General features: G+C 76.7%; 11 protein-coding genes and 1 pseudogene. 4 read left to right on the forward strand and 8 right to left on the reverse strand.

All coding sequences use genetic code 11. From position 1 onward, the window contains the following. Positions 1-10: 10 nt before the first annotated feature. Together treZ and RM780_RS01940 are read right to left on the reverse strand one after the other, a co-directional pair. Positions 11-1,822 carry a malto-oligosyltrehalose trehalohydrolase gene (treZ, locus tag RM780_RS01935; protein WP_311628633.1) on the reverse strand — a complete coding sequence of 604 codons (1,812 nt, stop codon included), beginning with the start codon at positions 1,820-1,822 and terminating at the stop codon, positions 11-13. 102 nt (positions 1,823-1,924) lie between these two features. Then, positions 1,925-2,848 carry a GNAT family N-acetyltransferase gene (locus RM780_RS01940; RefSeq protein WP_311628634.1) on the reverse strand — a complete coding sequence of 308 codons (924 nt, stop codon included), beginning with the start codon at positions 2,846-2,848 and terminating at the stop codon, positions 1,925-1,927. Between the two features lie 336 nt (positions 2,849-3,184). Between RM780_RS01940 and RM780_RS01945 the strand changes: the two genes are divergently transcribed. Then, a complete protein-coding gene (locus RM780_RS01945) occupies positions 3,185-3,751 on the forward strand; it encodes a DUF1707 and FHA domain-containing protein (protein ID WP_311628635.1) in 567 nt (188 codons plus the stop codon). Positions 3,752-3,785: 34 nt separating this feature from the next. Here RM780_RS01945 and treY read toward each other — a convergent pair whose 3' ends face one another. After that, the gene (gene treY, locus RM780_RS01950) at positions 3,786-6,212 is read right to left on the reverse strand and encodes a malto-oligosyltrehalose synthase (RefSeq protein ID WP_311628636.1); all 2,427 of its coding nucleotides are present in this window, start codon (positions 6,210-6,212) and stop codon (positions 3,786-3,788) included. 138 nt (positions 6,213-6,350) lie between these two features. On the opposite strand from treY, the gene RM780_RS01955 reads away from it, so the two are divergent. From RM780_RS01955 to RM780_RS01965, 3 genes are all read left to right on the forward strand, one after another. After that, positions 6,351-7,592: an SAV2148 family HEPN domain-containing protein gene (locus tag RM780_RS01955; protein ID WP_311628700.1), complete on the forward strand. Its 1,242-nt coding sequence runs from the start codon at positions 6,351-6,353 to the stop codon at positions 7,590-7,592. Further along, the gene (locus RM780_RS01960) at positions 7,565-8,122 is read left to right on the forward strand and encodes a DUF1697 domain-containing protein (RefSeq protein ID WP_394812868.1); all 558 of its coding nucleotides are present in this window, start codon (positions 7,565-7,567) and stop codon (positions 8,120-8,122) included. The genes RM780_RS01955 and RM780_RS01960 overlap by 28 nt, the downstream gene beginning before the upstream one ends. Positions 8,123-8,212: 90 nt before the next feature. Beyond that, positions 8,213-9,253, forward strand: a complete 1,041-nt coding sequence (locus tag RM780_RS01965; protein WP_311628638.1) for an NAD-dependent epimerase/dehydratase family protein — start codon at positions 8,213-8,215, stop codon at positions 9,251-9,253. Here RM780_RS01965 and RM780_RS01970 read toward each other — a convergent pair. From RM780_RS01970 to RM780_RS01990, 5 genes and pseudogenes are all read right to left on the reverse strand, one after another. Further along, positions 9,250-9,444 (reverse strand): annotated as a pseudogene (locus tag RM780_RS01970) (rhodanese-like domain-containing protein); the annotation flags it as partial. The gene RM780_RS01965 and the pseudogene RM780_RS01970 sit on opposite strands and share 4 nt — an antisense overlap. Before the next feature lie 221 nt (positions 9,445-9,665). After that, positions 9,666-10,496: a sirohydrochlorin chelatase gene (locus RM780_RS01975; protein WP_311628639.1), complete on the reverse strand. Its 831-nt coding sequence runs from the start codon at positions 10,494-10,496 to the stop codon at positions 9,666-9,668. Further along, positions 10,493-11,419: an ABC transporter permease gene (locus RM780_RS01980; RefSeq protein ID WP_311628640.1), complete on the reverse strand. Its 927-nt coding sequence runs from the start codon at positions 11,417-11,419 to the stop codon at positions 10,493-10,495. Before RM780_RS01980 ends, RM780_RS01975 begins: the two co-directional genes overlap by 4 nt. Further along, positions 11,406-12,203, reverse strand: a complete 798-nt coding sequence (locus tag RM780_RS01985; RefSeq protein WP_311628641.1) for an ABC transporter ATP-binding protein — start codon at positions 12,201-12,203, stop codon at positions 11,406-11,408. Before RM780_RS01985 ends, RM780_RS01980 begins: the two co-directional genes overlap by 14 nt. Positions 12,204-12,238: 35 nt before the next feature. Continuing rightward, positions 12,239-13,363, reverse strand: coding sequence for an ABC transporter substrate-binding protein (locus tag RM780_RS01990; RefSeq protein WP_311628642.1), 1,125 nt, complete (start codon positions 13,361-13,363; stop codon positions 12,239-12,241). Positions 13,364-13,480 lie beyond the last annotated feature (117 nt).

Consider the following 13,480-nt stretch of genomic DNA (forward strand, 5'->3'; position numbering starts at 1 on the left):
GCGTCCCGGGCTACAGGCTCCGGGCCGCCTCCTCCCGGACCCAGTCCGAGCGCAGCAGGACCCTGGCCGTCTCCGGGGAAAGGTGCAGGGGGCCGTCGGCGGGGTGAAGGGCGTCGTCGGTGGCGGCCAGGGGGGAGAAGCGGCCCTCCCCGAGGGGGACGTCCGCCGGGGCGGTGCGGGAGAAGTTCGCCGCCACCGTCACCGGGCCGCTGTGCACCACCAGCCAGCCCGCGGCCTCGTCGTGGTCGGCGCGGACCTCGGAGAGCCGCAGGTCCTCGGGGAGGTGCGCGGCCCTGATGGCGATCAGGCGGCGGTGCCAGTCCAGCACGCGCGCCTCGTCCGAGTCCTTGGCCGCCTCGTCGGGCCACTCCAGGCAGGAGCGGTCCCGCGTCTGGGGGTCCTGCGGGTCGGGAACGTCCTCGGCCGACCACCCGTGGGCCCCGAACTCCCAGCGCCTGCCGTCCCGCACGGCCGCCGCGAGCCCCGGGTCCTGGTGGTCGGTGAAGTACTGCCAGGGCGTCTTCGCCCCCCACTCCTCGCCCATGAAGAGCATCGGCGTGAACGGCCCGCACAGCACCAGCGCCGCCCCCAGCATCGCCCGCCGCGGCCCGGCCAGGGCGGCCATCCGGTCCCCGAGGGCGCGGTTGCCGATCTGGTCGTGCGTCTGGGCGTAGCCGACCAGCCGCCGCGCGGGGGTCGCCGCCCGGTCCAGCGCCCGGCCGTGCCGCCGCCCGCGGAAGCCCGAGTACGTGCCGTCGTGGAAGAAGCCGCCGGTCACCGTCCGGGCCACGGCCCCCAGAGGGGCGCGCGCGAAGTCCGCGTAGTACGCCTGGGACTCGCCGGTCAGCGCCGCGTGCAGGGCGTGGTGGAAGTCGTCGTTCCACTGGGCGTGCAGGCCCAGGCCGTTGAGCGCGCGCGGGGCGGTGGTGCGCGGGTCGTTGCGGTCGGACTCGGCGATCAGGAACAGCGGGCGGCCCAGCCGCTCCGCCAGGCCGTCCACCGCCGCCGACAGCTCGGCCAGCAGGTGCTCGGCCCGGTCGTCGGCCAGCTCGTGCACCGCGTCCAGGCGCAGCCCGTCCAGCCGGAACTCCTCCAGGAACGCCAGGGCGCTTCCGACGAAGTAGGAGCGCACCTCGTCGGAGTCGTGGCCGTCGAGGTTGACCGCCGCGCCCCAGGGGGTGTGGTGGCGCTCGGTGAAGTACGGGCCGAACTCCGGCAGCCGGTTCCCCGAGGGCCCCAGGTGGTTGTGGACCACGTCCAGCACCACGCCCAGGCCGTGGCCGTGCGCCGCGTCCACGAAGCCGGCCAGGCCCTCGGGCCCGCCGTAGGGCTCGTGCACCGCCCAGGGCGCCACCCCGTCGTAGCCCCAGCCGTGCCGCCCGGGGAAGGGGGAGACCGGCATCAGCTGCACGTGGGTGACGCCCAGGGCCGCGAGGTGCCCCAGGCGCCCGGCCGCCGCGTCGAAGGTGCCCTCGCGGGTGAACGTCCCCACGTGCGTCTCGTAGAGGACCGCGCCGGGCAGCCCGCGCCCGGGCCAGGGGTGCCGCCAGGGGAACGCCCCGGGCCGGGCGAGCGCGCTCAGCCCCTCGGGCCCGTCCGGCAGCCGCCGCCCGCGCGGGTCGGGCAGCACGGGGCCGTCGTTCACCGCGAACCCGTAGCGCGCCCCCGGCCCCGCCGGGGCCTGGACCCGCCACCAGCCGCCGGCCTCCCGGCGCATGGGCAGGGACGCGCCCTCCAGCCGGAGCGTGACGCGCTCCGCGCGGGGCGCCCACACCTCGAATACCTCGTTGACCGCGTTGACCTGGTCTGCCTCGTCGGACATGGTCACCATGGTGCCGCCACCCCCTCGCCCTCCGCGCGCCGACGGCGGCGATCGCGTACGACTTCGGCAGGTCGGTCACGGAGCGGGCCCCGGGGCCGCCGGTCAGGGCGGGCTCATGCAGAAGCGGTGCTCGACCACCGGGTAGCCCGCCCTCTCGAACGCCCGCGCCATCGGGACGTTGCCCATGTCCGTCGAGGCCACGATCCGCTCCGCCCCCTCCGCGGCCAGCAGGTGCGTGCACTCGGCCAGCAGGTCGTAGCCGTAGCCGCGCCCCCGAGCCTCGGGCAGCACCCCGGCGAAGGCGACGATCGGCGCGGCCCGGTTCCGCGCCGGGATCACGAGGCCGGCCGGGCGGCCGTCGGGCGTGTGCGCCACGCGCCACCACTCGCGCGGCGAGGGGCACCAGCGGAAGAACGCCAGCTCCTCCTCCGCCGCGCGCCGCGCCCCGCCCCCGGCCGCCGCCCGCCGGGCGTGCGCGTCCAGCGTGGAGGCGTGCACCCGGCACAGCAGGTCCAGGATCGCCGCGTCGTCGGGCTCGGGCCGGAACTCCAGCCGCCCGGGGCGTTCCGGCAACCCCGCCGCGGGCGTCCAGCGGTACTGGTAGCGCTCCACCAGCGGGCGGTAGCCGGCGTCCGCGGCGGCCTCGGCGCGGGCGCTGGCGGCGGCGCGCACCGCGGGGCGCTCGCGCCAGGCGGGCGGCAGGATCATCACGTACTCGGCGCGCAGCGGGGAGCGCCGCAGCAGCTCCCGGCCCGCCGCGGGCTCGGTGAAGTCGAACCAGTCGAGCGCCACGGGCTCGGCGTCACCCGGCCCGCCCCAGAAGGCGGCGCGGGCCACGACGCGCGGGCCGCGCAGCGCGACCCAGGTCCACTCGGGGCGGTACTCGCCGCCCTCCGCCACCGTCAGGTAGGCGTCGCGCGGCGGGTCGAGGAGGGCCCGGCCGAGCAGGCCGGGGTCGGGGAGCGAGGTGAACAGGGCGCGCGCCTCGTCCTGGCGCAGCGCGCGGATGACCAGATCGCCGGTCATGGGGTCCTTTCCCGAAGGGTGGTGGTGGGCCGGCTGCGAGAGCCGTCGTGGGCGCCGCGGAAGCGGGGCCGCCCCTCGGGGGAACGCCCGGTGCGTCAGGGACGCGGCGGCCGGGGGACCGCGGAGGGACGGCGGCGGCGCGAGGCGCCGGTGCTGTGCTGGGCCGTGCCGTGCTGGGCGTTGCTGTCCACGTGCCTCGCCTCCCTCCCTCAACTCGTGAGCGTGACCGCGACCTTAGCCACGGGCCCCAGGGCCGTCCAGCGGATTTCCCGCCGGCTCCCCGCCCGCCCCCTCCGCCGCTGGACAGGCGCGCGGCGGCTCGCGGACAATGCGCGCATGGCCTCGGTCGACTCCGGCGCGCACCCGCCCCGCATATCGGACGCGGACCGCGAATCAGCTCTGATGGTGCTGCGCGAGAGCGCGGTGGACGGCCGGGTCTCGCACGACACCTTCCTGCGCCGGATGGAGCTGGTCCTCGCCGCCCGCTTCCCCGAGCAGTTGCACGCGCTGCTGGCCGACCTGCCCGCCCGCACCCCGCCCTCGCGCCCGCCTGGCCGCCTGATCGACGGGCTGACGCGGGCCGTTGCCCTGCCCCGGCGCCTGCGGCTGGCCCTCCAGGCCGGGCGGCTCCCGCAGCTGGTGCTCCCCGCGCCGGGCCCCGCGCCCCTGACCATCGGCCGCGCCCCGGGCAGCGCCCTGCGGCTGAGCCACCCCAGCGTCTCGCGCCACCACGCGCAGTTGCGCGGCACGGGCACCGGCTGGCTGCTGCGCGACCTCGGCTCCTCGAACGGCACCTGGGTCAACGCCCGCCGCGTCGCGGACGCCGTGCCCGTCGGACCGGGGGACCAGGTCCGCTTCGGCGCGATGTCCTTCCGCCTCGCGGCCCGCGAACTGCCCCGCTGAGCCCCAGGACCCGCGCCCGCCTCGCCCCCCGGCCTCAGCCCCGCACGAGCAACGCCACCGGCGAGGCCGCCAGCAGCTCCGCCAGCCGGGCCCGCCCGGCGAAGCCCTGCCCCGTCAGCGCCGACTCCCACGTGCCCGGCGGCAGCGGCAGCTCCGTCGCGTCCCAGCCGCCCGCCCCCTCCAGCCGCCGGGTCAGCCGCGAGACCACCGTCACCGCTCCCCCGCCCCGGGCGAACGCCAGGCAGTGCTCCGCCGCCGGGCCCGCCGCCGCCAGCGGCTCGTACGCCCCTTCGGGGCCGAACCACGCCGGCCGCTCCCGCCGCAGCCGCAGCGCCGCCGCCGTCAGCCGCAGCTTCTCCGTGGCCAGGTCGTAGCCCGTGGCCGGCTCCCGGTCCAGCGCCGCGAGCTGGGCCACCGGCAGCCGGGGCAGCCGCCGGTTGTCCGGGTCCACCAGCGCCAGGTAGTGCCGCTCGCTGCCCCGGTAGACGTCCGGGACCCCCGGCATCGTCAGGTGCAGCAGCGCCGAGCCCAGGACGTTCGCCCGGATCTGCGGCCCCAGTTCGCGGGCGAACTCGGCCAGCCGGTAGAACGCGGGGCCGCACGGCCCGCCCAGCACGAAGCGTTCCAGCGCCGCCTCGTACGCCTCGTCCGGCTCGGTCCACGTCGTGTGCAGGGCCGTCTCGCGCGCGGTCTTCAGCAGCGCCGCCACCAGCCGCTCCCGCTCGGGGAAGTCGAAGGCGAACGCCGTCTGCCACGCGATCCACGCCACGTGCGGATCCGGGGCCCGCACCCCGGCCGCCGCCGTCTCCTCCGTCAGCCGGGACACCGACTCCGCCCAGCCCACCGGGTGTTCGGCCAGCGCCACGACCGCCGCGCGCACGTCCCCGCTGCGCTTGGTGTCGTGCGTGGCCAGCACCGTCCCCGTCAGCGGCCAGTCCCGCTGAATCCGCGCGCAGAACGCGTGGAAGTCCGCCGGCGGCAGCGCCGGGCGCCCCGGGTCCCCGCCCACCTCGGCCGCCGACAGCAGCGGCGCGTACCGGTAACAGGCCGTGTCCTCCATGGCCTTGGCGCGCAGCGCGGAGGACACCTGCCCGAACCGCACCCGGAAGTCGCTCAGCCCCGGGCCCTCCCCGAAGCGGCCCAGCGCCAGCTCCCGCACCGTGTCCACCGCCGCCGCCTCCTCCCGCACCGGAAAGGCGTCCCGCGCCCCGTCCGCCGCCGTCACCAGCAGCGCCTCGTCCACCGGCGAGGGCGGCGCGTCGGCCGTGACGTACGGCCGGTACACCGGCAGCCGCACCAGCAGCTCCACGAGCGCCGTGCGCAGCGCGGAGGGCGCGTGGTCGCGCAGCCGCAGCTCGGGAACGTCCGCGCACACGCGCGCGGCGATCCGCGCCAGGCGTTCGCCCTCGGCCGCCAGCTCGTGCGTGATCATCCGGTACGCAGCGCGCCGCACCGTCGCCGTCCACTCCCCGCCCAGCGCGGGCGGGGCGCCGGTGAACGCCCGGTAGTGCTCGGTGAGTCCGGCCGCGCCCTCGGGGTCGGTGAGCACCGCGTCCACGTGCCGCAGCGCGTCGTACCCGGTGGTGCCCGCCACCGGCCAGGAGGCCGGGAGCCGCTCGCCCGGCCCCAGGATCTTCTCCACGGCGATCCACGTCCGCTCCCCGCCCCGCGCCCGGTCCGCGCGATCGGCCAGCCTCCGGACGTAACCCGAGGGGTCGGCCAGCCCGTCCGGGTGGTCCACCCGCAGCCCGTCGACCACGCCCTCCGCGAGCAGGCGCAGCACGGTCGCGTGCGTGGCCTCGAAGACCTCCGGGTCCTCCACGCGCAGCCCGATCAGCTCCGAAACGGCGAAGAAACGGCGGTAGTTCAGCTCCGTGCGGCCCAGGCGCCACCAGGCCGGACGGTAGTGCTGGGCGTCCAGCAGCTCGGGCAGCGGCAGGTCCTCGGTGCCCGGCCGCAGCGGGAACGTCCGCGTGCCGTAGCGCAGCACGGACCCGTCCACCGTGAACCGCTCCAGCTCCGCGCCCAGCGGCCCGCCCAGCACCGGCAGCAGCACCCGCCCGCCGCCCGCGTCCCAGTCGATGTCGAAGTAGCACGCCCGCGCGGCCCCGGGCCCGTCCCGCAGCACCTCCCACAGCGGGGCGTTGAGCTCCAGGCGCTCGGGCACGGCCATGTGGTTGGGCACGATGTCCAGCACCAGGCCCAGGCCGTGCTCGCGCGCCGCCGCGGACAGCTCCCGCAGGCCCTCCTCGCCGCCCAGTTCGGCGCGCACCCGGCCGTGGTCGGTCACGTCGTAGCCGTGCAGCGAGCCCGGCACCGCCTCCAGCACCGGCGAGAGGTGCAGGTGTGTGACGCCCAGCGCCGCCGCGTACGGGGCGAGCCCGGCCGCCGCTGCGAAGGGGAAGTCGGGCTGGAGCTGCACCCGGTAGGTTGACGTGGGGGGGCGGCGCGCTGGGGTCATGGCTTCCCTCTGCCTGGGCGGCGCCGCGCGAAGCCGGCGCGGGACCGGAATCCGGTCCCGGTCCGTGCTGCACGGGGGCGCGGAGCCGCAGTAGGCTTCCTTGATCCATCGGTGGGGCTGCGGAAGGCGGTGCAGGTGGTGAGCTCTTCGGGGCTGGAACTGCCCTCGGGGGCTTCGGGCAACGGCAACGACACCGCCCAGGCGCCCCCGGGGACGGCGGTCCCGGTGCCGCGCCCGGTGGAGATCGGCGCCGACCTGGACTGGACGCCCGAGGACTGGGCCGAGGTCCGCACCCGGGTGGAGCGCGCCGGGCGGGCGTACGTCTGGCTCAACCTCGTCGAGCAGCGGCTGCGCTCCGTCGTCTCCGCCGTGCTGCGCCCGGTGTACGAGCCGGTGCACGGCGAGGAGTGGGAAACGGCGGCGGCCGGGCCGACGGGCCAGGAGTGGGTGCAGCGGGCCGCGGCGCTCCGCGAGGTCAGCCGCCGCAAGGGGCACCTGCTCGATCCCGCCGATGACACCGTCCTCGCCTTCCTGACCCTTCCGCAACTGCGTGAACTCATGGTGCAGCACTGGCCGCTGTTCTCCCCGTATTTGGCCAACCGGCGCGAGCTGGAGCTGACCCTGGACGAGCTGGAGGTCGCCCGCAGCGCCGTCAGCCGCAACCGCGGCCTGAGCAGGGCCGTCTCCGAGCAGGCGGAACGCGGCTGCCGCCGGCTGCTGCGGATGCTCGACTCCGGCGCCCCCGCCGCGGCCGGGCGCCTCCCCGCCGACGCCGTCGAGCACCTGGTCGGCGACCGCTTCACGGACGTGGCGGGCGTTCACCCCGACCGGGTGCGGCTGCAACGCCAGCTCCCCGCCGAGGATCTGTTCTCAGGCGCCAGGCGCCTGGATGCCGTGGGCACCGGACTCGGCCTGCTGGTGCAGAACTTCCCCGGCCGCCGCCTGATCCGGCTGGCCGAGGGCGGCTGCCGGCTGCGGCTTCTCTTCCTCAACCCCGCGAGCGCGGCCATGCGCCGCCGCGAGCGCGAGCTGGGCCTCAAGCGCGGCGAGCTGGCCCGCTCCGTGGAGACCAACATCCTGCACGTGCGGCGGGTGCGCGGCCGGGTGCGGGACACCGAGGCGTTCGAGATCCACGTCTCCGACGACACCCCGCGCTTCAGCGCCTACTTCGTGGACGCCGACGGCCCGGACGGCGTGGCCGTCGTCCAGTCCTACCTGCGGCGCAGCCGCGGCATGGAGACGCCCGCCCTCGTGCTGCGCCGCGCCGGGCGGGACATCGTGCCCGGCGGCCCCGAGCTGCCGGCGGGGGAGCTGAGCCTGTTCGAGACCTACCGGGAGGAGTTCGAGTGGGTGTGGGAGCAGTCCCGCCCGGTGTCCTGAGGTACGTCCTCCTGCTGCGCGGGATCAACGTCGGCGGCCACAAGAGGGTCCCGATGGCCGAGCTGCGGGCGTTGCTCACCGGGCTCGGGCACGCGGACGTGCGCACCCATCTCCAGAGCGGCAACGCCGTCTTCACCGCCCCCGCGCAGGACCCGGGCGAGCTGGCCGCCGCGGTGGAGGCGGCGATCGAGGAGCGCTTCGGCTTCGCCGTCCCCTGCCTGGTCCTCACCGGCGTGGAGCTGCGCGCCGCCGCCGCGCGCTGCCCCTTCCCCGCCGCCGAGCTGGACCCGGCCCGGCTCGCCGTCCTCTTCCTCGACCGCCCCGCGGCCTCGCACCGCCTGGCCGGTGAGGACCCGGCCGCGTGGGCGCCCGAGGAATTCCGGCTGGGCGAACGCGAGATCTTCGCGTGGTTCCCCGAGGGCATGGGTCGCAGCCGCCTGGGCGCGGTTCTGGCCGCCCCCGTCCCCGGCACGCGGACCACGGTCCGCAACTGGCGCACGGTCGCCGCCCTGCTCGCGCTGCTCGACTGACTCCCGGCGCCCCTCCCCGCTGCGCGGGGGGCTTTCTGCTGTCGGCAGGTCCGCTTCCCTCCCCGGCCCCGCGCGCGGCAGGGTGGGCGCATGAACGGCGAACAGCACCTCCCCTCCCTCCTGGTCCTGGGCGGCACCGGCTTCGTCGGCCGGGCCGTGGCCGAGGAAGGCGCCGCCCGCGGCTGGCGGGTCACCGTCCTCAACCGCGGCAGCGCCTCCGCGCCGCCCGGGGTGAACGCCCTGCGCGGGGACCGCACCGCCGCCTCCCGAGGCGGCCTCGCGGCCCTGGAGAGCGGGCGGTGGGACCTGGTCGTGGACACCTGGAGCGAGGCGCCCACCGCCGTGCGCGACGCCGCCCGCCTGCTGGCCGGCCGCGCGCGCCACTTCACCTACGTCTCCAGCCGCTCCGTCTACGCCTGGCCGCCTCCCGCCGGACAGGCCGAGGACGGCCCCCTGGTCGGGGGCTCGCCCGACGCGCCCGCCAGGGCCTACGCCGAGGACAAGCGCGGCGGGGAGCTGGCCGCGCTCGGCGCCTTCGGCGAGGACCGCACCCTCCTGGTCCGCGCGGGCCTGATCCTGGGCCCGCACGAGGACGTCGGCCGCCTGCCCTGGTGGCTGACCCGCCTCGCCCGCGGCGGCCCGGTCCTGGCCCCGGGGCCCCGGGAGCTGCCGTTGCAGTACGTGGACGCCCGCGACCTGGCCCGCTGGACGCTGGACGCCGCCGCCCGCGGCCTGGCCGGCCCCTACGACCTCGTCAGCCCCTCCGGCCACGCCACCATGGGCGAACTGCTCGACGCCTGCGCCGAGGTCACCGGCGCCGAGGCCGAACTGCGCTGGACCGAACCGGAGGTGATCGCCGCCGCCGGGGTGCAGGGCTGGACCGAGTTGCCGGTGTGGACCCCGCCGGGGCCGCTCCACGACGCCCTGCACCGCTCGGACGTCTCCAGGGCCCTGGCCGCCGGGCTGCGCTGCCGCCCGGTCGCCGCGACCGTCGCCGACACCTGGGCCTGGATGCGGGCCGAGGGTGCCCGCCCCGCCGCCCACCCGGCCCGGTCCCCGGTGGGCCTGCCTCCGGAGACCGAGGCCGCGATCCTCGGCGGCGCGGACCCCCGCGTCCCCGAGACCGACTAGGACAGGCCCCGGGGCCGGCCCGCGGGCGGCGGGGTGACCGGCAGGCCGGCCCGCCGCCACGCCTGGAAGCCGCCGGCCAGGTCGGTGGCCCGGGACAGGCCGACCGCCCGCAGCGAGGCGGCGGCCAGCGAGGAGGCGTACCCCTCGTCGCAGAAGGCGATCCAGCGCACGTCCGTCCCCGTCGCTTCTCCTGGCGACGGTGCCCCCGGGCACCGCCCTCCGGCGTTCTTCCGCATTCCCACGGACCCGCGTTCACGCGTCCGCCCCTGTTTGCCCCGGGGGCTCGGGGATGCCGCCACGGGACGGCTCGGCTGCCGTGCCCGGCGTCGGGCCGACGCCGCGTGGCGGGCGTCCCGCCCGGCACGCGGCGGGCGCGGGCAGCGGGCGCCAAGGGCTGTGCGCCGCGGCGGGGTCAGCCCGCGAGGCGGGTGCGGGAGTCGGCCGCGAGCGCGGCGCGGTAGCGCAGGAGCATCAGGCGGGCCAGTTCGGGGGAGGGGCCGAGGACGGCGGCGACCAGGTCCGCGCCGGCCTCCCGGGCGCCGGACAGGATGCGGTCGGGCAGCCGCCCGGGCGCGATGACATACGGCGCGACCGCCACCCGGTCGATGCCGTCGGCGCGCAGCGCGCGCACCGCCTCCGCGGTGGTCGGGGAGGAGGCGGAGGCGAACGCGGGGCGGACCGCGCACCAGCGGCCCGTGCGGCGCCAGTGGCGGGCCAGCCGGGCGATCCCGGCCAGCGCCTCGGGGTCGGTCGAGCCGGCCGCGGCCAGCACCACCCCGGTGCGGGAGCGGTCCTCGGCCCGCAGCCCGGCCTGGGCCAGCCGCCGCTCCAGGGCGGCGGTCAGCAGGGCCTCGGCCGCGCCCGCGGGCGTTCCGGCGGGGGTGCGGGGGCCGAGAACGTCCGCCTGCTGGACGGTGAGTCCCGGCAGGCGGTCGCGGTGCGCGGCCAGGGCCGCGGGTATGTCGGTCTTGGCGTGGAAGGCGCGGCTCAGCAGCAGGGGCAGGGCGACCACGTGCCGCTCGCCCGCCGCGTGGAGCCCGTCCAGCGCCTCGCCGATGCCGGGGATGCTGAAGTCCAGGAAGCCGGTGGCGACCCGCAGGTTCGGCGCGAGCGCGCGCACCCGCGCGGTGAGCGCGGAGACGGCCGCGGCGTGCCGGGGGTCGCGGCTGCCGTGCGCGACGATCAGCAGCGCCCCGGGGGCATCCCCCCGGCCCGCGGGGCCCGGGGGGTGGAGGCCGGTCACGACGCGCGGGCCAGCAGGCCGCGGCTGCGCAGCACCCGGCGTTCCAGCGGGGAGAAGAACAGCAGGTCGATGGCCACGCCGACGACGAGGATCAGGATGATCGAGCCGAGGATTCCCGCCATGTTCGAGAGGTTGCGGTAGCCCTCCATGAGCTGGCCGAGCCCGGTGCCGAGTTGCGGGGACTGCACGATCAGTTCTGCCGCCATCAGCGAGCGCCACGAGAACGCCCAGCCCTGCTTCAGCCCGGCGAGGTAGCCCGGCAGCGCAGCGGGGAGCAGCACGTGCCGGACACTCGCCAGGCCCCGGGCGCCGAGCATCCGCCCCGCCCGCAGGTACAGCGGCGGGATCTGGTCGACGCCGGCCACGATGCCGTTGGCGATGGAGGGCACGGCGCCCAGCAGCACCACGGTGTAGATGGCCCCGTTGCTCAGGCCGAACCAGATGATGGCGGCCGGGACCCAGGCGATGGAGGGCAGCGACTGCAGGCCCGTCAGCACGGGCCCGATCGCGGCCCGCACCAGCTTGACCCGGGCCACGAGCAGGCCCAGCGGGGTGCCGGCCAAAATGGCGATGGCGAAGCCGAGGATGCCGCGGGAGACGCTCGTCCAGACGTACTCGAAGAGCGTTCCCTGCCGCCACATCTCCGCGTACTCCTCCCACACGTCCAGCGGGCCGGGGAGGAGGTCGTCGCGCTGCACGTCGGCGAGGTAGACCAGCTGCCAGACCGTCAGGACCAGGGCGATGGCCACCAGCGGGGGCAGCACCTTGCCGACGAGGATGCGGCCCAGGGGGAGCCGCTCGGAGGCGGGAGCGCTGTCCAGCGCGTCCAGGCCGGCCTCCAGGCCGGCGAGGTCGGTGGAGCCGCCCTCGGCGGCGGGCCCGCCGGGGGAATTGGCGAGTCCCCTGGTGTCACTGCTGGCCATGGCGGCGGATCTCCTCCCGGAGGCGTTCGGTGATGGCCACGGAGAGGGCGGAGACCTCCGCGTCCTCGATGCGGCGCGGCTGCTCGATCCCCACGTCCCAGGTCGCGGCGATCCGGCCGGGGCGGGAGGAGAGGAGCACGACGCGCTGCGCGAGCCGGACCGCCTCCCGGACGTTGTGCGTGACGAACAGCACCGAGACGCCGGTCTCCTGCCAGATCCGGGTCAGCTCCTCGTGGAGCACGTCCCGGGTGATGGCGTCCAGCGCCGCGAAGGGCTCGTCCATCAGCAGCAGGCGGCTGGCCTGGGCGAGCGCGCGGGCCAGCGCGACGCGCTGCCGCATGCCGCCCGACAGCTCGTGAACCCGCTTGCCGTAGGAGCCCTGGAGGCGGACCAGGGCCAGCAGCCGCTCGGCCTCCGGGCGGCGCTCGGACTTCGGCACGCCGCGCAGCCGCAGCGCGAGTTCGATGTTCTTGCCCGCGGTCAGCCACGGGAAGAGGGCGTGCTCCTGGAACATCAGGGCCGGGCGCCCGTCGGGCACCGTGATGGTGCCCGAGGACGCCGCGTCCAGGCCCGCGACGAGGTTGAGGAGCGTCGACTTGCCGCACCCCGAGGCCCCGAGGAGGGTCACGAACTCTCCGGGGCCGACGTCGAGGCTGATGTCGTCCAGCACGAGCTGCTGCCGGCCCGGCCGGCCGAAGGACTTCGAGACGTGGTCGAGCCGGACCGCGTAGTCGGCTTTCGCGGTGTCCACGGCGCTGCCGGCTTTCGAGACGGTGATGGCCATCTGCGTCACCTCCTGGGGGACGTGGGGGTGGTCGGCTACCGGGCGCCGAGGCCGGCGTCGGTTACTTCCGGCAGGCCCTGGTCCGCGAGCACGCGGTTGAGGATGGACAGGTCGTAGATGCCCGTGAGGTCGGGCTCGTCCAGCAGGCCGACCTCCACGGCGTTCTCGGCTCCGGCGCGCAGCGTCTCGGCCAGTGGGTCGTCGAGGAACTCCACGTGCTCGAAGGCCGGGTCGAGGACCTCCGCGGGCAGCTCGCCGCCGCCGGGCAGCCGGGCCAGCTCGGCGTTGAAGATCTCCCGGGCGTCGGCCGGGTTGTCGTTGATCCAGGCGTTGGTGCGCACCACGCCGCGGACGATGGCCTCGACCACGTCCGGGTGCTGCGCCAGGAAGTCCTGGGCGGCGATCACGTGGGTCACCACGTAACGGCCGTCCTGCCACAGCTCGCCCTCGTCCAGCAGCGTCTCGGCGCCACGGCTGAGCAGGGTGGCGGCCGTGGGCTCGGGCACCCAGGCGCCGTCGATGTCGCCGCCGGAGAAGGCGGCGGGGATCTCCGCGTTGCTGATCCGGAAGACCTGCACGTCCCCCTCGCCCGTCTGCGGGTCCACCTGGTAGCCCTCGTCGGCGAGATGGCTGAGCAGCGCCACGTCCTGGGTGTTGCCCAGCTGGGGGGAGGCGATCCGGGCGCCCTCCAGGTCCTCCGGGCCGGAGACGCGGTCCGGGTTCACCACCAGCGAGGCGCCCCCGGAGGCCGCACCGGCGACGATCCGCAGGCTCTCGCCGCCGGACTGGGCGAAGCCGTTGATCGTCGGGCTGGGCCCGAGGAACGCCACGTCCAGGTCGCCGGCGTTCAGGGCCTCGATGGCGGAGGGGCCGGCGTTGAAGACCTGCGTGCTGGCCCTGGTGCCGGCCAGCTCCTGCCGGATCAGGCCGTTCTCCTGGAGGCCGACCACGGCGGTGGCGTGGGTGATGTTGGCGAAGTAGCCCACGTCGACGGTCTCCGCGGAGAGCGGCTCGCCGCCGACGGCCCGGTCCCTGTCGTCGTTCCTTGCCTCGGAGCCGTAGCCGCACGCCGTGAGGACTCCCAGGACCAGAGCCGCGGCGGCGGCTGCCAGCCGGCGTCCGGGGCGTCTGGCGCGGGCACGCGCGAGAGCGATGTGCATACGGAAAGGTCCTCTCGGGGGGCGGGGCGGGAAGGGACGAGCGGCGGCTGTGTCAGCCGGCACATCGCCCCATGCCGCCCTCACCGCTGCCGAGGGTGCCGCTGCCGACGCGGCCGC

Source organism: Streptomyces boetiae (genome assembly GCF_031845405.1).
Lineage (GTDB): Bacteria > Actinomycetota > Actinomycetes > Streptomycetales > Streptomycetaceae > Streptomyces > Streptomyces boetiae.

Excerpts from the sequence above, each read along its gene's own strand:
- treZ (WP_311628633.1), bottom strand. The coding sequence starts at position 1,822 with ATGTCCGACGAGGCAGACCAGGTCAACGCGGTCAACGAGGTATTCGAG.
- RM780_RS01940 (WP_311628634.1), bottom strand. The coding sequence starts at position 2,848 with ATGACCGGCGATCTGGTCATCCGCGCGCTGCGCCAGGACGAGGCGCGC.
- RM780_RS01945 (WP_311628635.1), top strand. The coding sequence starts at position 3,185 with ATGGCCTCGGTCGACTCCGGCGCGCACCCGCCCCGCATATCGGACGCG.
- treY (WP_311628636.1), bottom strand. The coding sequence starts at position 6,212 with ATGACCCCAGCGCGCCGCCCCCCCACGTCAACCTACCGGGTGCAGCTC.
- RM780_RS01965 (WP_311628638.1), top strand. The coding sequence starts at position 8,213 with ATGAACGGCGAACAGCACCTCCCCTCCCTCCTGGTCCTGGGCGGCACC.
- RM780_RS01980 (WP_311628640.1), bottom strand. The coding sequence starts at position 11,419 with ATGGCCAGCAGTGACACCAGGGGACTCGCCAATTCCCCCGGCGGGCCC.
- RM780_RS01985 (WP_311628641.1), bottom strand. The coding sequence starts at position 12,203 with ATGGCCATCACCGTCTCGAAAGCCGGCAGCGCCGTGGACACCGCGAAA.
- RM780_RS01990 (WP_311628642.1), bottom strand. The coding sequence starts at position 13,363 with ATGCACATCGCTCTCGCGCGTGCCCGCGCCAGACGCCCCGGACGCCGG.